The sequence below is a fragment of the Streptomyces sp. 796.1 genome (genome assembly GCF_047525675.1).
Taxonomy (GTDB): domain Bacteria; phylum Actinomycetota; class Actinomycetes; order Streptomycetales; family Streptomycetaceae; genus Streptomyces.
The window spans coordinates 17753-37303 of the sequence record NZ_JBLIWA010000055.1 but is presented as its reverse complement, the minus strand read 5'-3'; the positions used below and the strand labels follow the sequence as shown (position 1 = coordinate 37303).

15 protein-coding genes are annotated in these 19551 nt (G+C 72.0%); 9 read left to right on the top strand and 6 right to left on the bottom strand.

All coding sequences use genetic code 11. From position 1 onward, the window contains the following. The first annotated feature begins 155 nt into the window (after positions 1 to 155). Together ACMA1D_RS28965 and ybaK are read left to right on the top strand one after the other, a co-directional pair. Positions 156 to 899, top strand: a complete 744-nt coding sequence (locus tag ACMA1D_RS28965) for an LON peptidase substrate-binding domain-containing protein (RefSeq protein WP_414726953.1) — start codon at positions 156 to 158, stop codon at positions 897 to 899. A 53-nt stretch (positions 900 to 952) separates the two neighbouring features. Continuing rightward, positions 953 to 1489, top strand: a complete 537-nt coding sequence (gene ybaK, locus ACMA1D_RS28960; protein ID WP_414726952.1) for a Cys-tRNA(Pro) deacylase — start codon at positions 953 to 955, stop codon at positions 1487 to 1489. A 183-nt stretch (positions 1490 to 1672) separates the two neighbouring features. On the opposite strand, the gene ACMA1D_RS28955 is transcribed toward ybaK, so the two are convergent. The 4 genes from ACMA1D_RS28955 to ACMA1D_RS28940 all read right to left on the bottom strand — a co-directional run bounded on the left by ACMA1D_RS28955 (position 1673) and on the right by ACMA1D_RS28940 (position 6370). Continuing rightward, positions 1673 to 2506, bottom strand: a complete 834-nt coding sequence (locus tag ACMA1D_RS28955; protein ID WP_414726951.1) for a hypothetical protein — start codon at positions 2504 to 2506, stop codon at positions 1673 to 1675. 59 nt (positions 2507 to 2565) lie between these two features. Then, positions 2566 to 3408, bottom strand: a complete 843-nt coding sequence (locus ACMA1D_RS28950; RefSeq protein ID WP_414726950.1) for an ABC transporter permease — start codon at positions 3406 to 3408, stop codon at positions 2566 to 2568. 463 nt (positions 3409 to 3871) lie between these two features. Continuing rightward, complete coding sequence (locus ACMA1D_RS28945; RefSeq protein ID WP_414726955.1) at positions 3872 to 4870, bottom strand: ABC transporter ATP-binding protein; 999 nt, start codon at positions 4868 to 4870, stop codon at positions 3872 to 3874. Positions 4871 to 5062: 192 nt separating this feature from the next. Beyond that, a complete protein-coding gene (locus ACMA1D_RS28940) occupies positions 5063 to 6370 on the bottom strand; it encodes an NYN domain-containing protein (RefSeq protein WP_414726949.1) in 1308 nt (435 codons plus the stop codon). A 255-nt stretch (positions 6371 to 6625) separates the two neighbouring features. Here ACMA1D_RS28940 and ACMA1D_RS28935 point away from each other — a divergent pair, with 255 nt between their 5' ends. Further along, positions 6626 to 6799, top strand: a complete 174-nt coding sequence (locus ACMA1D_RS28935; protein ID WP_349991561.1) for a hypothetical protein — start codon at positions 6626 to 6628, stop codon at positions 6797 to 6799. Between the two features lie 409 nt (positions 6800 to 7208). Here ACMA1D_RS28935 and dnaE read toward each other — a convergent pair whose 3' ends face one another. Continuing rightward, entirely contained in the window at positions 7209 to 10751 is a 3543-nt protein-coding gene (gene dnaE / locus ACMA1D_RS28930; protein WP_414726948.1) for a DNA polymerase III subunit alpha, read from the bottom strand. A gap of 202 nt (positions 10752 to 10953) precedes the next feature. Here dnaE and ACMA1D_RS28925 point away from each other — a divergent pair, with 202 nt between their 5' ends. The 5 genes from ACMA1D_RS28925 (at position 10954) to ACMA1D_RS28905 (ending at position 17551) form a co-directional block, all read left to right on the top strand. Next, positions 10954 to 12276, top strand: a complete 1323-nt coding sequence (locus ACMA1D_RS28925) for a DUF2252 domain-containing protein (protein WP_414726947.1) — start codon at positions 10954 to 10956, stop codon at positions 12274 to 12276. Between the two features lie 270 nt (positions 12277 to 12546). After that, entirely contained in the window at positions 12547 to 13674 is a 1128-nt protein-coding gene (locus ACMA1D_RS28920) for a thioredoxin domain-containing protein (protein ID WP_414726946.1), read from the top strand. 442 nt (positions 13675 to 14116) lie between these two features. Beyond that, positions 14117 to 14800, top strand: coding sequence for a hypothetical protein (locus ACMA1D_RS28915; protein WP_414726945.1), 684 nt, complete (start codon positions 14117 to 14119; stop codon positions 14798 to 14800). A 111-nt stretch (positions 14801 to 14911) separates the two neighbouring features. Beyond that, positions 14912 to 15760: a thioredoxin domain-containing protein gene (locus tag ACMA1D_RS28910; RefSeq protein WP_414726944.1), complete on the top strand. Its 849-nt coding sequence runs from the start codon at positions 14912 to 14914 to the stop codon at positions 15758 to 15760. A 156-nt stretch (positions 15761 to 15916) separates the two neighbouring features. Beyond that, on the top strand, positions 15917 to 17551 hold the full coding sequence (locus tag ACMA1D_RS28905; protein ID WP_414726954.1) for an alkaline phosphatase D family protein: 1635 nt from the start codon (positions 15917 to 15919) through the stop codon (positions 17549 to 17551). Between the two features lie 128 nt (positions 17552 to 17679). On the opposite strand, the gene ACMA1D_RS28900 is transcribed toward ACMA1D_RS28905, so the two are convergent. After that, positions 17680 to 18261: a dienelactone hydrolase family protein gene (locus tag ACMA1D_RS28900; RefSeq protein WP_414726943.1), complete on the bottom strand. Its 582-nt coding sequence runs from the start codon at positions 18259 to 18261 to the stop codon at positions 17680 to 17682. 120 nt (positions 18262 to 18381) lie between these two features. Here ACMA1D_RS28900 and ACMA1D_RS28895 point away from each other — a divergent pair, with 120 nt between their 5' ends. After that, entirely contained in the window at positions 18382 to 19542 is a 1161-nt protein-coding gene (locus tag ACMA1D_RS28895; RefSeq protein ID WP_414726942.1) for a mechanosensitive ion channel family protein, read from the top strand. The last annotated feature ends 9 nt before the right edge of the window (positions 19543 to 19551 follow it).

Below are 19551 nucleotides of genomic sequence, written 5' to 3'. Positions count from 1 at the left end.
GTCGGGCGCCGGCGCCAGCGCCCCGGTCGGGCCCACCGCGCACGGCGAAAACCCCGCGCACGGGGGCGAGTTGGCGCGGCGGGCCGGCGGCCGGCGCAACGGCTGTGGCACGCCGTGAGTCGCGGAACCGGGGCGGGCCATTAGGCTTACCCGTCGTGACTGCCGCCCGCCTGCCGCTCTTTCCGCTGAACACCGTGCTGTTCCCCGGGCTCGTGCTGCCGTTGAACATCTTCGAGCAGCGTTACCGTGCGCTGATGCGCGACCTCGCAGCGCTGCCGTCGGACGAGCCGCGCAACTTCGCCGTGGTCGCCATCCGCGACGGCCGCGAGGTCGCCCCGACCGCGCCCGGACTGCCCGACCCGACCGCCGAGCCCGAGCGCGGCGCGGCGGCCGGGTTCGGTGACGATCCGATCCGGGCCTTCCACGCGGTGGGGTGTATCGCCGACGCGGCGACCATCAGGGAACAGGAGGACGGCACGTACGAGGCGGTGGCCACCGGCACCACCCGCTTCCGGCTGCTGTCCGTCGACGCCTCGGGCCCGTACCTGACCGCCGAGGTCGAACCGCTGGAGGAGGTCGCCGGCGATGGCGCCGGCGCGCTGGCCTCCGGCGTGGTGCGGGCGTTCCGCACCTACCAGAAGCGGCTGGCCGGCGCCCGCGAACGGTCGGTGGCCAGTTCGGGGCAGGACCTGCCGGAAGAACCCTCGGTGCTGTCGTACCTGGTGGCTGCCGCCGCCGTGCTCGACGTGCCGGCCAAGCAGCGGCTGCTCCAGGCCCCCGACACGGCGAGCCGGCTGGCCGAGGAGCTGAAATTGCTGCGCGCCGAGGCGGCGGTGATCGGTAAGCTCCCGTCCCTGCCCATGGTCGATCTGACCCGGCGGCCGACCAGCCCGAACTGACCTCGGGCGCGACACCGGTCGGCGGCCGGCCCCGACACCCCGGAGTACGCCTCGTGGCAAGGAAGTCGCAGCAGCACGCCAAGGCGGCGAAGGGCAAGAAGCAGCCCGCCGGCGCCACCCCGGCCACCGTCGCGCTGACCGACGCGGGCGTGGAGTTCACGCTGCACTCCTACGTCCACGACCCGACCGACCCGGCCTACGGCTCGTACGGCGAGGAGGCGGCCCGGGCCCTCGGGGTCGCCCCCGAGCAGGTGTTCAAGACGCTGGTGGCGGACGTGGACGGGACGCTGACGGTCGCGGTCGTGCCGGTGTCCGGCTCGCTCGACCTGAAGGCGCTGGCGGCTGCGGTGGGCGGCAAGCGGGCCACGATGGCCGACCCGGCCGCCGCCGAGCGGACGACGGGGTACGTGCGCGGCGGCATCTCCCCGCTGGGCCAGCGCAAGCGGCTGCCCACCGCCCTGGACTCCTCGGCCACCACGCACGCCACGGTCTGCGTCTCGGCCGGCCGCCGCGGCCTCGAAGTCGAACTCGCCCCCGCCGACCTCCAGGCCCTCACCGACGCGGTGCTGGCTCCGATCGCCCGCGCCTGACGCCGCTCCGCCACCGGGCCGACGCGGGACACCGTCCGCCACACCACCCCGCCGGAGCCCGGCACGCGTCCGTCGGGTTCCTCCCGCCGCGTTCCCCGCCACGGCTCACGGAACGCCGACGGGGCGGGACCACGGCGGTCCCGCCCCGTACGACTGCGTCTCTCCCGCGCGCCGCGGGTGCGGCTACGGGCCTTCCGGCGTCGGGCCCTGGCCGCCCGGTGCGGGAGGCGCGGCCGGTCCTGGCGGCGGGGTCGACCCCGACGGGGGTGCCGGTGCGGCCGGGCCCTGCGGCGGTGCGGGCCGGTCATCGCCCGGTCGGGGCTGGCCCTCGCCCGTCGGCGCCGCGGGGGCACCCTCGACCGGCGCGGGGGCCGCAGCCGGCGCCGGGGCGTACGCGGTGTGCTCGGGCTCCGGGTCACGCGGCCCGAACAGGCCGGTGAGAATGAGCTGCATCACCATCGCCGCGACCGGCCAGGCCAGCAGCACGCCCTTGGCCTTGAGCTCCAGCGGGCCGTCGAACGGCACCCGCTCGCCGGCCTCGCGCGCGCTGACCGCGAGGTCCGTCTCGGGCCCGAGGACGATCCCGAACCGCCAGCCGACCCACGAGCCGAGCAGCCCGCCGACGGTCAGCGCCGCCACCAGCGGCACCCCGCCCGAGCGGCGGAAGCAGAACACGACGGCGGTGGAGACCAGGCCCACGCCGAGCGCGATCAGCAGGAAGGTGCCGTCCCCGCCGATCACCTCTTCGCTCTCGGAGTTCTTGGGGTAGACGGAGTTGCCGATCAGGACCATCTGCACCCGCGGCGCCAGCCACGCCCACAGCACGGCGAGGACCGCACCGACGGCCGTGAGCGCCGCGGTGACGATCGCCGCGTCCCGGAACTCGGCGTACTTGCCGGGCCCCGTACCGGCCCGCCCGGCGTCCTGCGCGGCGTGCGCACCGCCCGGATGGCCGGGGTGGGGCTGACGGCCGGGGGTGGGCGGGGGCTGGTCAGAGGGTGTCAACGGTGCGGTCACTCCGTCATCGTGCCAGGTGGGGGAGGTGGCTGAAGCGGCAGGCGGCTCGCCGGGCCGCGTCACTGCACCGCCGCCCTGCGGTACGCCCAGGTCGCGGCGGCCAGCGAGACCACGCCCACCGCCGCGCAGACCCCGAGGTCGACCAGGACGGCCAGCCAGTCGGGATGGTCGTCGAAGGCGCGGGCCAGCGCCTCCACACCGTAGGTGGAGGGCAGCAGGTCACGGGCGAACTCCACCGGGGCGGGCATCCGCTCGGCCGGCAGCACCCCGAGCAGCAGCGCCGCCGACATGCCGAGTTGGCCGCAGAGGGTGGCGAGTTCGGGCCGCGGGGCGAGCAGCCCGAGCGCCGCGCCGAGCCCGGCGAGCGCTGCCCCGGAGAGCGGGATGACCGCGATCAGCACCCACAGGTGCACCATCGGAAGCCCGAACAGCACGCTGCCCACGACGGCCGTGACGATGGTGCCGGGCACCGTGAAGGAGGCGTACGCGCCGGCGGCGCCGAGCACCACGGCCGCCGGGGGCACCGGCAGGGTCGCGTAGTGGTCGAGCCCGCCGCTGGCCCGCAGTTGCCCGAAGTACTGGGCGAGCAGGTTGAGCGCGACGAACGCGACGACCAGCACGCTGGCCCCGGAGACCACGGCCCGCGCCTCGCTGCCGCCGTCCACCACGCCGCGCATCAAGATCATGATGCCGATGGACTGGAAGGTGGCCACGAACAGCAGCGGGATGCGCGCCACCCTGGCCCGCGAGAGCTGCGCCCGGTACACCGCGGCGAGCGCGGGCAGCAGCCGCGCCCGGGCCGCGAGCGGCGCCGGTTCGCGCACGGCGGCCGTGCTGCGGGCGCCCTGGCCCGACTCGGCTGCGGCACGGGCGGGCACGGCCGCCGCGGACACGGCACTCACGTTGTGCTGCTCCTCTTCCGTACGAGCTGATTCCGTACGAGCCGTCCGGCCGCGGCGACTCGCGCCACGCTGCGGCCCGGTTCGCTGCGGCGTCCCCCGCTCCATGTCACGCGCCTGCTTCCCGGTCCGCCGCCCGGCCCCGATCGTCCTGTCTCCCGCATCCGGGCGCGCCCGGCACGCGCCGGGACCGTCGCCCCGGTGGTGGCTGCGGCGCGCGGCGCCGCCCCGTCGCAGCCGTCCCGGTGGGCGGCGCACCGTCGTGCGGTGCCGGCGCGGCGACCCTCGTGGCGGCCCTCCGCGACCCGCCCGGCCGCCGGACCCACCAGCGTACGAGGCCGCACGGCGCCCGGGCCAACCACCCGCCCGCCGCTCGACCCGCCTGCCGGCAACGCGGCTGCTGGCGGCTCGCCGGCGTAACGTCCCCGGACCTGGTGCCCCCGGGGACCGCACGGCTGCCGGTGGCTCACGCCTTCACCAGTCCCTCGGGCCCCTGGGCGCGTCCGCCCAGCGCCAGGTAGACGTCCTCCAGGCTGGGCGTGGCGAGCGTGAAGTCGTCCAGGGCCGCGAACGCCGGGCCCCCGGTCACCGCGGCGATCACCGCACGCGCCTCGTCCGGCGCCAGCCGCAGCGACCAGCGCCGCCCCGTCGCCCTGGCGGTGTCCTGGAGGGCCGCGACCTCGGGCACGTCGAGCGGCGGCTGGTCGCGCCAGACCAGTTCGACCCGTACGTCGCCGGCCACCAGCGCCTTCAGGCCGGCGGGCGTGTCGCAGGCGATGACCCGGCCGTCGTCCATGACCGCGACCCGGTCCAGGACCGTCTCGGCCTCGATGACGTTGTGCGTGACCAGCAGGACGGTCGTGCCGCTCTCGGCCCGCCGGCGGTCGATGGCCGCCCATACGGCGCGCCGCGCGATCGGGTCCATGCCCGTGGTCGGTTCGTCCAGGACCAGCATCGGGCGCTCGCCGACCAACGCCGCCGCCACGCAGGCGAGCCGGCGCTGACCGCCGGAGAGCTTCTTGATCGCGCGGCCGGCGATGGGGGTCAGGCCCAGTTCGTCCAGGACGGCGTCCCGCTCGGCTCGGGCCGCCCTGACGTCCAGGCCGCGCAGCCGCCCGGTGGTCTCGGCGGCCAGCGCCACGGTCAGCTCGTCCAGCGCGGTGGACTCCTGCCCCAGGTAGCCGACCAGGCGCGAGGCCCGGTCCGGGTGCCGGACCAGGTCGTGGCCGAGCAGGTCAACGGTGCCTTCGTCCGGCCGCAGCAGGCCGGTGAGCTGGCGGACCAGGGTGGACTTGCCGGCGCCGTTGGGGCCGAGCAGGCCGAAGATCTCGCCGCGCCGCACGTCCAGGTCGATGCCGTCACTGGCGCGGATGGCGGGTCCTGGTGGGGTGCCGCGGCGGGCGCGGGCGGCGGGGTAGGTCTTGACGAGGCCGCGGACCACGCACACCGCGTCGCCGCCGGCCACCTGGGTCCCGGAGTCCCGCTCCGGCTGCTTCGCGCCCGTCCTCACGAGCTACGAGGGTACGCGCCCCGCCCCCGCAGCCCTGCTCCGGGGCCGTTCCGCCGGCCCCGCGCGCCGCAGGTGCAGTGGCCCGAAACCGTCGCGGACGCCCCCGCGGGGTGGCCCGGCGGCCCTCCCGTGCCGGGGCGTAGGCCGCTATTCGGATACCGGTGCGTGCTCGGCGGCCATCCGAGTGTCGATTTCGCGCCAGAAGCCCGCGCGGATGGCGTACCGGTCGTGCTCGTCGATCTGGTCGTCCTTGTGCGCGAGGAGGCCGAAGCGGGCCGCGTACCTGAGCAGTTCGCCGTCGATGCGGTGCGGGATGCGGGGGTACTCGGTGGACAGTTGGCGCACGTGGGTCGGTTCGACGAGGCGCCCGATCCAGCGGCGGGCGAAGACCTGGCCCACCTCGAAGGGGTCGCCGCTGACCGCGGTGATGTCCTCCTCGCGGTCGGCCCAGCGCTGTTCGGCGGTGGTGAGCTGGGCCAGCATCGGCAGCGCGGCGGTTTCGGGTGGCTCGCCGGTGGCGGGGGTGGTGCCCCGCTCGACCCAGCCCTTCTCGGATGACCAGCGCAGCGTGGCGGTGGGCACGGGCTGCGGGGTGGCGGGCGCCGCGCTGCCGGGGCGGGCGAGTCCGGCCAGGTCCTTGGGGGTGGGCACGCCCTTGGAGCCGTTGCCGTTCGGCTGGCTGGTGTCGGCCGTGGCCGCCGCCGCGGGCCGGGCCGGCGACTCCCCCTGGCCGACCGCGCTCCCGTCCCCCGGGGCCGTACGGGGCAGGGCCCCCCGCGCGGGCGGGCGGCTGGTCTGCGAGCCCGCGGCGGCGGCAGCGGCAGCGGCCGTCTCGGGCAGCGGGGCGGAGAGGATGGCGGCGATCTCGGGGCGGGGCACGGGGGGCGTCGGGCACGCGCTCGCCAGCTCCTTGGCCCGTACCGCCTGGGTGATCCAGGTGCGGTCGAGCACCCGCCGCTCGTCGGCCTCGGCCACCAGGTCCTCGGACTGGTTGTAGTCGCCGTCGGCGGCCTGGACGGCCCACAGGTGGACGGCGACCCCGTGTTCCTTGGCGGACATCAGACCGGGCAGCAGGTCGCCGTCGCCGGTGACGAGAACGATGTCAGAACATGCCCGGTTGCGAGCGAGTTCGGTGAGCTCGGCATGCATGGCGGCATCCACCCCCTTCTGCGCCCAGCGGCCGTCACTCCGGGTTAGGGCGCCGAGGCGCACGGTGACCCGCGGCATCACGCGCAGCCTGCGGTGCTCGGGCTGCGGCACCCGGTCGGGGGCGCCGTCGAACCAGTAGATGCGCAACAGCGGCTGCTCCGTGTCGGCCTCTGCGCGGTCGCGCAACCCCTTGATGAGGGCGGCGTGGTCGACGGTGATGCGGGAGCGGGCCGGTTCCCCGGCGAGCAGGCTCGCGGCGGCGCCCAGCAGATACCCGGCGTCCACCAGGACGACGCAGCGGTCCACGTTCCACCCTCTTTCTTCACGGTCCCTGACACGGCAGTACCGGCATGGCCCTGCCCCGGCGTTTTTGCTTCGACTTTCCTTTGAGTCTGCCCGACCGTACGGGGGTTATCAGCCGGAACTCGATCATCGGCGTGGCGGATATGGAACGACGCGGCCCATCCCGCCCTTTCCACCCGGCAATTGCCCGACGTGCAGGCTCCCGATTGTCGTGCCAGGGTGTTTTCCGGGGGAAACCCTCGCACTGGAGGCACCACGATGGGCAAGCACAAGCGCGACCGGAATGAGCAGCAGAAGGCCAGCGCGGCCGAGCGCGGCCGACAGGAGGCGCAGAAGTCCGCGATGGAGGCACAGGCCCGGCCGCAGGCCCAGGCCCAGGGCAGCCCGGCGGACGTGGCCCGCAAGCACCAGCGTCGTTTCGGGCACAACTGAGGGCGCAGCGCACCGGCTGACCCCACGCCCCGCGCCCCGCGGTGACCGGCCGCTCTTCCCCCGCCCCCGCGAACGCCGGGGCGGGGCGCCGTCGAACGGCACCGGCCGGAAATCATCGCAGCGCGTGGCCGGAACAACGGGCCCCGCACCACATCCGTAGCCACAACAAGCACAAGAGCCACACTCACCGGGCAACCGACGCAGAAAACACGGAACTCGACGAAACCCACGGACGAGGCGGCAGAGAAAGCGTAAAGGGGCGCGCCCCGCACAGGGCGCGCCCCTTTACTTGCCCTTCACCGCATCTGCTGCGATATCGCGCGCATTATCGGACTCCGACGCCGACTCCGACACCGACGTCGATACCGGCCGCGACGCCGGAGCCGGTCGCCGCGCCCGGCGGTGCGCCTCAGGCCCCCAGGCAGGACGGGCCGAGCAGCACCTTGAGATCGCCGAAGAGCGCGGGATCGGGGGTGACCCGGTGCCGGTCCAGGCGCAGCACGGTGGTCTTGCGGGCGCCCTGGAGCTTGATCCGCACCTCGGTGGAGCCGCGGTGGTGGGTGAGCACCTCGCCCAACTTCTCCACCAGCGGCGGGGTGACCTTGACCGTGGGGATGGTGATGGTGACCGGCGCGTCCGCGGACGCCTCCGAGAGGTCGGGCACCATCATCTCCATCGCCACCAGCCGGGGCACGTCCTCGCGCTTGTCGAGCCGACCCTTGACGAAGACCACGACGTCCTCGACCAGTTGGGTGGAGACGAGTTGGTAGGTGGCGGGGAAGAACATGCAGTCGATGGAGCCGGCCAGGTCCTCCACGGTCGCGATCGCCCAGGCGTTGCCCTGCTTGGTCATCTTGCGCTGGAGACCGGAGATGATGCCGCCGATGGTCACGATCGCACCGTCCGCGTGCTCGCCGCCGGTGAGCTGGGCGATCGCCGCGTCCGCCTTGTCGTTGAGCACGTGCTCGATGCCGAAGAGCGGGTGGTCGGAGACGTACAGGCCGAGCATCTCGCGCTCCTGGGCGAGCAGGTACGACTTGTCCCACTCGATGTCGGAGAACTCCACGTCGAGCCCGAAGCCCGGGGTGTCGTCGCCGCCCTCGTCGCCCATCCCGCCGAACAGGTCGAACTGCCCCTCGGCCTCCTTGCGCTTGACCGCGACCACGTTGTCGATCATGGTCTCGTAGTGCGCCATCAGGCCCTTGCGGGTGTGCCCCATCTCGTCGAAGGCGCCCGCTTTGATCAGCGATTCGGTGGTGCGCTTGTTGCAGCAGACCGCCTCCACCTTGTCCAGGTAGTCGGGGAAGGAGGCGAACTTCCCCTTGGCCTTGCGGCTGCGAATGATCGAGTCGACGACGTTCTGGCCGACGTTGCGCACCGCGGTCAGGCCGAAGAGGATCACGTCGTCGCCCTGCGCGGCGAAATTGGCCTCCGACTCGTTGACGTTCGGCGGCAGCACCCGGATGCCCATGCGGCGGCACTCGTTGAGGTAGATCGCCGACTTGTCCTTGTCGTCGCGCACCGAGGTGAGCAGCGCGGACATGTACTCGGCCGGGTAGTTGGCCTTGAGGTAGGCGGTCCAGTACGTGACCAGTCCGTACGCCGATGAGTGCGCCTTGTTGAAGGCGTAGCCGGCGAAGGGGACCAGCACGTCCCACACGGCCTTGATCGCCTCGTCGGAATAGTTGCGGTCCCGCATGCCCTGCTGGAACGGGATGAATTCCTTGTCGAGTACTTCCTGCTTCTTCTTGCCCATGGCGCGGCGCAGCAGGTCGGCCTGGCCGAGCGAGTAGCCGGCGAGCACCTGGGCGGCCTTCTGCACCTGCTCCTGGTACACGATCAGGCCGTAGGTGATGCCGAGCACCTCCTTGAGGGGTTCCTCAAGCTCGGGGTGGATCGGCGTGATCTCCTGCTGGCCGTTCTTGCGCAGCGCGTAGTTGGTGTGCGAGTTCATGCCCATCGGGCCCGGCCGGTACAGGGCCGACACGGCGGAAATGTCCTCGAAGTTGTCGGGCTTCATCAGCCGCAGCAGGGACCGCATCGGCCCGCCGTCGAACTGGAAGACGCCCAGCGTGTCACCGCGGCACAGCAGTTCATAGGTCTTGGGGTCATCGAGCGGCAGCGCGAGCAATTCGATGTCGATGCCCTTGTTGCGCTTGATGAGCTTGACCGCGTCATCCATGATCGTCAGGTTGCGCAGACCCAGGAAGTCCATCTTGAGCAGACCGAGGTCTTCACAGGTGGGGTAGTCCCACTGCGTGATGGTGACGCCGTCGGTGTGCCGCACCCAGACCGGTACGTGGTCGGTGATGGTCTCGCTGGACATGATCACGCCGGCGGCGTGCACGCCCATCTGGCGGACCAGGCCCTCCACGCCCTTGGCGGTGTCGATGACCTTCTTCACGTCCGGCTCGTTCTCGTACATCGACCGCACCTCGCCCGCCTCGCTGTAGCGCGGGTGCTGCGGATTGGTGATGCCGTCGAGATTGATGCCCTTGCCCAGCACGTCGGCCGGCATCGCCTTGGTGATGCGGTCACCCATCGCGTACGGATAACCGAGCACGCGGGACGAGTCCTTGATCGCGTTCTTCGCCTTGATCGTGCCGTACGTGCCGATCATCGCGACCTTGTCGGCCCCGTACTTCTCCGTCACGTACCGAATCACCTCGGCGCGCCTGCGCTCGTCGAAGTCGATGTCGACATCGGGCATGGACACGCGCTCGGGGTTCAGGAACCGCTCGAAGATCAGCCCGTGCTCCACCGGGTCGAGGTCGGTGATGCCCAGCGCGTACGAGACGATCGAACCGGCCGCCGAACCACGTCCCGGGCCCACCGCGATGCCGTTGTTCTTGGCCCACATGATGAAGTCGGCGACCACGAGGAAGTAGCCGGGGAACCCCATCTGGATGATGACGTCCATTTCGTACTCGACCAGCTTCTGCCGGTCGTCGGGAACGCCTCCCGGGAAACGGCGCGCCATTCCCCGGCGCACTTCCTCCTGGAACCAGGAGACCTCCGTGTAGCCCTCGGGAACGTCGAAACGGGGCATCAGGTCGCGCTTTTCGAACCAGCCGCTCGTGTCGATCTGCTCGGCCACGAGGAGGGTGTTCGCGCACCCTTGTTGCCAGGCGTCGGACGAATCCACCGCGTACATCTCGTCGGTGGACTTGATGTAATAGCCGGAGCCGTCGAAGCGGAATCGGTCCGGGTCCGAGATGTTCTTACCGGTCTGAATGCACAGCAGTGCGTCATGCGCCGCCGATTCATGCGCGTACGTGTAGTGCGAGTCATTGGTGACCAGCGGCGGAATGCCCAGCTTCTTGCCGATGTCCAGCAATCCGTCGCGGACCCGCTTTTCGATGTCGAGACCGTGGTCCATCAGCTCCAGGAAATACCGGCCCTTGCCGAAGATCTCCTGGTATTCGGCCGCCGCCTTGAGCGCCTCGTCGAAGTGGCCGAGCCGCAGCCGGGTCTGCACCTCGCCCGACGGGCATCCGGTCGAGGCGATCAGCCCCTCCGCGTGCTGGGCGATCACCTCTTTGTCCATCCGGGGCCACTTCGTCAGCCAGCCCTCTTTGTACGCGTCCGACGAAAGCCGGAACAGGTTGTGCAGACCCGTCTTGCTCGCCGCCCAGATCGTCTTGTGCGTATAACCACCCGAGCCCGACACGTCATCGCGCTTCTGGTGCGGTTGGCCCCATTGGATGCGTCGCTTGTTCCGCCGGGACTCGGGGGCCACGTACGCCTCGATGCCGATGATCGGCGTGATACCGGCCTTGGTCGCCTGCTGATAGAAGTCATAGGCGCCGTGCAGGTTTCCGTGGTCGGTCATCGCGATGTGCGACATGCCCATCTGGCTGCACGCCTCGAACATGTCCTTCAGCCGCGCCGCACCATCGAGCAGCGAATACTGAGTGTGCACATGCAGATGCGTGAAGGGCGGCTTGGCCACGGTGGAAGACCTCCGGCGAACAGTGGGTGACGGATGCGGTCCCCTCCTCCCCGCGGGGTGAGCCAGGAGGGAAAGATGGCTCCGAAGTCTACTTCGGACGACCGCCGGACGATCGACGACGGGCGGGCACTCCGACGGTGCCCCGCGCGTTGGAATCGGCGGGACAACAGTTCCGTGCGACACACCCCAGGAGGACCAAGCGATGGCGACCGAGCAGGGCCGGGCACAGCGCGGCGAGCAGATCCTCGCCGTCTTCGACGGCGCCTTCGGCGAGTTGCTCGCCGCCGACCCCGCGGCCTTCCGGGTCAAGTTCCGGAAGATGGCCGCGTCCGCCTTCGCCTTCTACCGGGGCACGGCCTGCCTGTTCTACGAGGACCTGGCGGCCGAGCGACACGGCGGCCCGTACCTGGACGAGCGCACGAGCCGGGTGTGGGTCCACGGCGACCTGCACGCCGAGAACTTCGGCACGTACATGGACGCCCACGGCCGCCTGGTGTTCAACGTCAACGACTTCGACGAGGCGTACGTCGGCCCCTTCACCTGGGACCTCAAGCGCTTCGCCGCATCGGTCGCGCTGATCGGGTACACCAAGGCGCTCAGCGACGAGGCGATCACCGGCCTGGTCCGCACGTACGCGGGCGCGTACCGGGAGCGCATCGCGGCCCTCGCCTCGGGCGCCAAGGACGACGAGGTGCCGCCGTTCACCCTGGACACCGCCGAGGGGCCGCTGCTGGACGCGCTGCGCGACGCCCGCTCGCTCACCCGGTTCGGGCTGCTGGACTCGATGACCGAGATCCGCGACTTCGAGCGGCGGTTCAGCGCCGGCGGCGGCGCCATCGAGTTGGACGCCGCGACCCGGTACAAGGTCCTGGCGGCCTTCGACGGCTATCTGGAGACGCTCCCCGAGTCCAGCCTCGACCGGCCCGACTCCTACCGGGTCAAGGACGTGGTGGGCCGGCGCGGGATCGGCATCGGCAGCGCCGGCCTCCCCTCGTACAACATCCTGCTCGAAGGCAACAGCGACGCCCTGGAGAACGACGTCGTCATCTACCTCAAGCAGGCGCAGACGCCCGCCGTCGCCGCGCACATCACCGAGGCCCGGGTGCGCGAGTACTTCCAGCACGAGGGGCACCGCACGGTCATCTCGCAGCGCGCGCTCCAGGCGCACGCCGACCCGTGGCTGGGCTGGACCGAGTTGGACGGCGCCGGTCAGTTGGTCGCCGAGGTGTCGCCGTACGCGGTCGACCTGGACTGGTCCGACATAGACGACCTGGAGGAGATCGGCGCGGTCGTCGCCGACCTGGGCCGGGCGACGGCCACGATGCACGCGGCGGCGGACGACGAGAGCGGCCACTCGCTGGTGCCGTTCAGCACCGAGCGCGCCATCGACGCGGCGATCGCCGCCGACGAGAGCGGCTTCGCCGACCTGCTGGTCGACTTCGCGCACGACTACGGCGCCCGGGCCCGCGCCGACCACCAGATCTTCGTTGACCTCTTCCGCAACGGGGCCATACCGGGCCTGTGAGCCGGCGGTGAGCCACGGGTGAGCGGGCCGGTGGTGGCGGTGGTGGTGTCGGCTGGCGGTGGCGGGGCGGGCAGTCGGCGTCGCACGGCCGACGTCCTGCCGACACCCGCCGCCCCACCGACCCGCCCCGGCCGTCTCGCCCCGACCCTCTGATGGAGCGCCCGTCCACCCGTCCCCGCGGCCGGGCGACGGATCACTACGGCCGGGCCCCTGACCGATCGGCGTCAGTGCCTGCCGCGGCCCGGGCCGCCCCGGCTAGGGTGACTGGCCATGCAGCCAGGTCAGCAGCAGCCCGACGGAGAGCAGCCGCAGGGCGCGCCATCCAACCCGCCGCCTCCCGCCCCGCCGGGCATACCCCCGGCGGGCCCGTACCCGCCCCCGCCCGGAGCCGCCCCGCAGCAGCCCGGATTCGGACAGGCCCCGCCCCCGCCGTCGTACGGGCCGGGGACCCAGCCGTACGGGCAGGCACCAGGGACTCAGCCGTACGGCCAGGCGCCGCCGCCCGGGCAGCCGGGCAACCAGCGGCGGACGCTGATCGCGGTGGTGGCCGCCGTGGCGGCGATCGCGCTGGTGGTCGTCGGCACGCTGGTGCTGGGCAACGACGACGACTCCCCCAAGGACGAGCAGGCGGCGGCCGAGCGCGAGCTGTTCGGCGGTAGCGACGGGGACCACCGGGCCCCGGGCAACAACGACGCGGGCAAGAGCACGGAGCCGGGCCAGGGCGGCACCGGAGGCGACGCCAGCAGCGGCGGCGACACCGGCAGCGGCGGCAGCACGGGCGGCACCGAGGCCCCGACGGGACCGCTGGTCAAGCCGGCGAACACGACGGGGGCGGACGGCACCACGGTCGTCATCGGCGTGCCCGAGGCGACCGACACCCTGGAGCTGTACGAGGACCCCCGCTGCCCGCCGTGCGCGATGTTCGAGCAGAACGTGGGCGAGACGGTCATCAAGGACATCCAGGCCGGCAAGTACAAGGCGTCCTTCCACCTGGCCACCTTCCTGGACACCACGATGGGCGGCAGCGGCTCGCGGAGCGCGGTCAGCGCACTGGGCGCCGCGCTCAACGTCAGCACCAACGCGTTCCTGGAGTACAAGAAGGCCCTGTACGCGCAGGAGAACCACCCCACCGAGGGCGCCGACTCCTTCTCCGACGACACCTACTTGCTCAAGGTCGCCGAGCAGGTGCCCGCATTGGCGGGGAACTCCGCCTTCGCCCAGCAGGTGCGCAGCGGGGTCTACGACGCGTGGGCCCAGAAGATGTCCGCGGCGTTCGACGCGAGCGGCGTCGAGGGCACCCCCACCGTGAAGCTGAACGGGACGAAGCTGACCGGAAGCGGCGGCAGCACGCCGATGACCGCCGCCGACTTCACGGCGGCCGTGGACGACCGGATCTAGCCACGCGGCGCACGGGCGGCGCCCGGCCCCGGCGCCCGCGCCGCCGGCCCGCCCGGCGGGCGACCGCCGGCATCTCCCTCAGGCGCGGGCGCAGCGGGACGGGGCGGAGGGAAGTAGGACGGGGTGGAGTGGGACGGGCGGAGTGGGACGGGGGCGTCCGGGGGCGCGGACCCGCCGGTGGGACCGCCAAGGCTGCCCGCCCCCGGCCTCACTCAACTCACCCCGCCCGGCGCCCCGCGCCCCGGACCTCCGCACCCCCGTGCCCCCACCCAGCGCACCTCCTGCACGAGCCAGCACCCCCGTCAACCCACTCCCCATCACCGTGAGATGACTCACACGCCAGCCGTTGAGCGGTGCCGCTCTGGCCTCACCGCCGGGGTCCGTCCAGTGATGCCGAATCTTGACGCGCCACTTAACCGCGGCCATGGCACACTCTCGGGCGATGGACATATCGACGGTACGACTGCGGGCGGTACGCGCAGCGCTCTTCACGGCGCTGTGCGTGACGCTGTCTGCCGCGTCCCATGTCCTGCTCTCGCGGGCCCCGCTGCCGCTCACCACCGTGATGCTGCTGAGCGGCGCCGTCTTCGCCATCGCCTTCGCCCTGGCCGGGCGCGAGCGCGGGTACGGGTCGATAGCGGCCCTGCTCGTCCCGCTCGAACTGGCCGCTGACACCGTCTTCACCGCAGGTCAGCACGCTTGTTACGGACAGGCGGGCGGGCCCGTGGCCGGTCCGCTGCGCACCATGGGCGTGGACCTGCTGTGCCGCGGTGGCGGGGTCGGCACGCCGCTGACCCGGATGACGGGTGAGCACGGCGCCGCCGTCACCGTCTCCACCAGCGCCGACTCGGCGGCGCCCTGGCTGCTGCTGGCCGCGCACGTCGCGATCGGCCTGGTGGCCGCCGCCTGGCTGCGCCGGGGCGAGGCCGCGCTGGGGCAGTTGCTGCGGGCGATCGCCTCCTTCGCGTTCCGGCCGCTGCTGATGGCCTGCGCCGCCGTCGCGGCCGATCTGCTGCCGCGCTCGGCGCAGCGTCCCGCGGACCGTGCGGGCACCGCCCGCAACCTGCCACTCCTGCTGCACTCCGTCGTCCGGCGGGGCCCGCCCGCCGTCTCTGCCCTGGCCTGAGCCCCAGCGCTCCCGGGCGTCAGCCGCGTACCGCCAGCACGGTGCACGCCGGCCGCAGCGGCACTTCGGCCGCCGGTCGACCCTGACTTTGAGACGACGGAGAACACAGTCATGAGCAAGCGCAACACCCAGCAGAACAAGCAGGCTGCCCGCGAGCGGCTGCGCATCGAGCGCGAGAAGCAGGCGAAGAAGGAGAAGGCGCGGCGGCAACTGGTCGTCGGCGGTGCCATCGTCGCCGTACTCGCCGTGGCCGGTGGCATCGGTGTGGCCATCGCCAACATGAACGAGGGCGCCGAGACCAAGGTCAGCAACAAGCAGTGGAAGAGCGACGCCAAGAAGAAGGCGTTCGCGAAGCCGGCCAACACCGGCGGCGACAAGGGTGCCGAGATCGTCATCGGCAAGAAGGACGCCAAGAACACCCTCACCGTGTTCGAGGACATGCGCTGCCCCGTGTGCTCCAGCTTCGAGCAGGCCACCGGCGCCACGCTGCAAGCCGACCTCAAGTCGGGCAAGTACAAGGCCCAGTTCAAGATGGGCACCTTCATCGATGAGAACCCGCAGATCAGCGGCTCGGGTTCGAAGAACGCGCTGAGCGCCCTCGGTGCCGCGCTCAACGTCAGCCCGGACGCGTTCCTGGAGTACAAGAAGGTCCTCTTCGACGCCAAGAACCACCCCGACGAGCGCGAGGACGAGTACTCGGACGACAAGCTGCTGGTCGAGATCGCCCAGGAGGTCAAGGAGCTCAAGGGCAACAAGGGCTTCGAGAAGAACGTGCTGGACGGCACGTACGACAAGTGGGCGCTTGAGGTCTCCAAGCTGTTCGACAAGGCGAAGGACGAGGGCATCACCGGCACCCCCGCCTTCCAGCTCAACGGCGAGAAGCTCACGGTCGGCGGCGACAACCCGCCGATGACGCCCGACCAGTTCACCAGCGCGATCGACGAGAAGCTGAAGAAGTAATCAGCGCACCGGTGTCCTGACGGCGGCGGGTGGGCAAACTCTTGGAGTTTGCCCACCCGCTCGGCTTATTTCGGCCACTACTGACCAGTATGGTCAACGCCCGTGACCTCCCAAGACACCCCATCCCAGGCATCCCAGATATCCGAGATATCCCGCATATCTCATACGTCCCGCGTCTCGCGCCGTACCGCCGTCACGGCCGCTGCGGCCACCGCGGCCCTGCTCCCGCTGGCCGGCCTGACCGAGGCGCACGCCGCCAGCGCCGGCCCCGCCTTCCTGCACGGCGTCGCCTCGGGCGACCCGCTGCCCGACGGCGTCCTGCTGTGGACCCGGATCACGCCGAGCCCCGACGCCGTGCCCGGTTCGGGCCATGGCGCGGCCGTCAAGGTGGACTGGGAGGTCTCCACCGGCAAGGACTTCCGCACCGTCGTCGCCCGCGGCAGCGTGCGCTCCAGCGCCGCCACCGACCACACCATCAAGGCCGACGTGCGCGGGCTGCGCCCGGGCACCGCGTACTACTACCGGTTCGCGGTGGGCAAGACCCTCTCGCCCGTCGGCCGCACCCGCACCGCCCCCGCGGCCGGCGCATCGGACGGCAACATCCGGTTCGGCGTGGTCTCCTGCGCCAACTGGGAGGCCGGCTACTTCTCCGCGTACCGGCACCTGGCGACGCGCGGCGACCTGGACGCCGTGCTGCACCTGGGCGACTACATCTACGAGTACGGCACGGGGACCTATCCGGCGGCCAAGTACGTGGTGCGCCAGCACGAGCCGCGGCACGAGATCGTCAGCCTGGCCGACTACCGCACCCGGCACGGGCACTACCGCACCGACGCCGACCTCCAGGCGCTGCACGCGGCGCACCCGGTGATCGCGATCTGGGACGACCACGAGTTCGCCAACGACGCCTGGTCGGGCGGGGCCGAGAACCACCAGCCGGAGGCCGAGGGCGCGTGGGCGCGCCGGGTCGAGGCGGCCAAGCAGGCGTACTTCGAGTGGATGCCGGTGCGGCCGAGCATCAAGGGCACCACGTACCGCAGGCTCCAGTTCGGCGCGCTGGCCGATCTGCACCTGCTCGACCTGCGCTCGTTCCGCTCCGAGCAGGCCAAGGGCGGCAGCGGCGCGGTGGACGACCCGGAGCGCACCATCACCGGCCGGGCGCAGCTCGACTGGCTCAAGTCCGGGCTGGCCGCGTCGAACGCGCAGTGGAAGCTGGTCGGCACCTCGGTGATGATCTCGCCGTTCGCCTTCGGCTCGCTGCCGGCGCACATCCTCAAGCCGCTGGTGGAACTGCTCGGGCTGCCCAAGGAGGGGCTCGCGCCCAGCGTCGACCAGTGGGACGGCTACACCGACGACCGCCGCGAACTCCTGGCCCACCTGCGCGATCGGGGCATCGACAACACGGTCTTCCTCACCGGCGACATCCACATGGCCTGGGCCAATGACGTGCCGGTCAAGGCCGCCACGTACCCGCTCTCGCCCTCGGCCGCGACCGAGTTCGTCGTCACGTCGGTGACCTCGGACAACATCGACGACCTGCTGCACGTGGCGCCGCACACCCTGTCGCTGCCGGCGGTCGCCGCGATCAAGGTCGCCAACCGGCACGTGAAGTGGCTGGACATGGACTCGCACGGCTACGGCGTGCTGGACGTGACCGAGCAGCGCACGCAGATGGACTACTACACCGTCTCCGACCGCAAGGACCCGAACGCCAGCTCGCGCTGGGCGCGTTCGTACCGGACCAAGTCGGGCACCCAGCGCGTGGAGCGGGCCGACCAGCCGGTGCGCTGACCGGCCCCGCGCGCCCACTCCCCCGGCAGCCCCCGCATCCGCCAAGCAGCACCTGGCGGACGCGGGGGTTCGTCGCGTACGGGCGCGCCGCGACGCCAGTCCGGGATGCGGTACGAGATGCGGTTCGGCTACAGCTCCGCCAGGAAGCCCAGCGCCACCTGCCAGGTGCGCTCCGCCGCCTGCTCGTCGTAGTCGGGCAGTTCGGGGTCGGTGTAGAGGTGGCCGGCGCCCGGGTAGCGGTAGACCTCCACGTCGGCGCCGGCCCGGCCCATCCGCAGGTACCAGGCGTTCAGCCAGTCGTGCGGCTCGAACGGGTCGGGGTCGGCCACGTGCAACTGCACCGGCAGCCCGTCGGTCGCCGCGTCCTCCGCGATGTCGGAGGTGCCGTGCAGCAGCAGGAGGCCGCGGGCCTCGGTGTCACCGAGCGCGAGGTTCTGCGCGATGGCCCCGCCGAGCGAGAAGCCCGCGTAGACCAGGCCGCGCTCGGAGAGCGGCGCCACCGCCCGCACCGCGCGCACCAGCAGTTCGTCGGTGCCGATCTCGTCCTTGAGCGCCCGGCCCTCCTCGACGGATTCGACGGTTCGCCCCTCGTAGAGATCGGGCACGTGCACCTCGTGGCCGGCGGCGCGCAGCCGCTCGGCCGCCGCGTGCACGGCCGGGCGCAGACCGTAGGCGGAGTGGAAGAGCACAATCGTCGATGGCCTGGCCACGTGCAGTCACATCCCTGTCGCTGTTTCGTACGGGACCCATCGTGCCAGTTACGGTGGCGGGCGGTGATCCGGAGCGGACGCGAAGATCTACCCGAAGATCCAAGAGGAGCTGAGTAGTCCATGGAGGACGTGTTGCGACCGCTGATCGTCATCGGCGGCTCCATCACACTCACCGTGATCGTCGGCTGGTTGGTCGACAGGTTGCTGACCAAGACGGACCTGCGGCACCCGGAGACGCCGCTGTGGGGGCTGTTGCGGCGCTGCCGCTTCCCGTTCCAGGTGGTGCTGGGGACGAGCCTGGTACGCGGCTCGTACCGGGAGACCCACCTGTTCGGCGACGAGGACCACATGGACGCGATGGGTCTGGTCCTCACGCTGATACTGATCGTCACGCTGGCCTGGCTCGCGGTGCGCATCTCGGCCGCGGTGGTCGAGTCGGGTTACGCGCGGTACGCCGCCACCGGGCACCGCGATCCGGCCCGCGCCCGGCGGGTGCGCACCCAGCTCACCCTGATCCAGCGGGTGGTGACCGCGGTGATCGGGGTGGTGGCCGCCGCCGTGATGCTGCTCCAGTTCCCGGCGATGCGCGCCTTCGGCACCTCGATGCTGGCCTCGGCCGGTCTGCTCGGCATCGTCGCCGGCATCGCCGCCCAGTCCACCCTCGGCAACCTCTTCGCCGGCCTCCAGATCGCCTTCGGCGACACGGTCCGGATCGGGGACACGGTGGTGGTCGAGGGCGAGTGGGGCACGGTCGACGAGATCACGCTGACCTATCTGGTGGTCCGCACCTGGGACGAGCGGCGGATCACGATGCCGGTCTCCTACTTCACCAGCAAGCCGTTCGAGAACTGGTCCCGCGGCGGCGCCCAGATGACCGGCACCGTCTTCTTCCAGCTCGACCACACGGCGCCCATCGCCGAGCTGCGCGAACACCTGCGCACGGTCCTCGAAGACTGCCCCACCTGGGACGGCCGGGCCTGGAACCTGCTGGTCACCGGCACCACGCCGAGCACGATCGAGGTACGGGCACTGGCCACGGCACGCAATGCCGACGACATCTGGACGCTGCGCTGCGAGATCCGCGAACGGCTGCTGGTCTGGCTGCGCGAGGAGCACCCGTACGCGCTGCCGCGCATCCTCACCGCCCCCGCAGCGGTCCGCGAGCCGGCGGGCCGGCTTCCGGCGCAGGACCGGGGCGAGCAGCACACCGCGGGCGCCGCGGAACTTCCGACGGCGCCCGGCCCGGGGCCGCGGGGGTCTCGGGGCCCGGACGGCGAGTAGGCGGGGGCG

Bases quoted from the DNA above. Each gene is read 5' to 3' on its own strand.
- ACMA1D_RS28925 (WP_414726947.1), top strand. From the start codon at position 10,954: ATGGCGACCGAGCAGGGCCGGGCACAGCGCGGCGAGCAGATCCTCGCC.
- ACMA1D_RS28920 (WP_414726946.1), top strand. From the start codon at position 12,547: ATGCAGCCAGGTCAGCAGCAGCCCGACGGAGAGCAGCCGCAGGGCGCG.
- ACMA1D_RS28915 (WP_414726945.1), top strand. From the start codon at position 14,117: ATGGACATATCGACGGTACGACTGCGGGCGGTACGCGCAGCGCTCTTC.
- ACMA1D_RS28910 (WP_414726944.1), top strand. From the start codon at position 14,912: ATGAGCAAGCGCAACACCCAGCAGAACAAGCAGGCTGCCCGCGAGCGG.
- ACMA1D_RS28935 (WP_349991561.1), top strand. From the start codon at position 6,626: ATGGGCAAGCACAAGCGCGACCGGAATGAGCAGCAGAAGGCCAGCGCG.
- ACMA1D_RS28895 (WP_414726942.1), top strand. From the start codon at position 18,382: ATGGAGGACGTGTTGCGACCGCTGATCGTCATCGGCGGCTCCATCACA.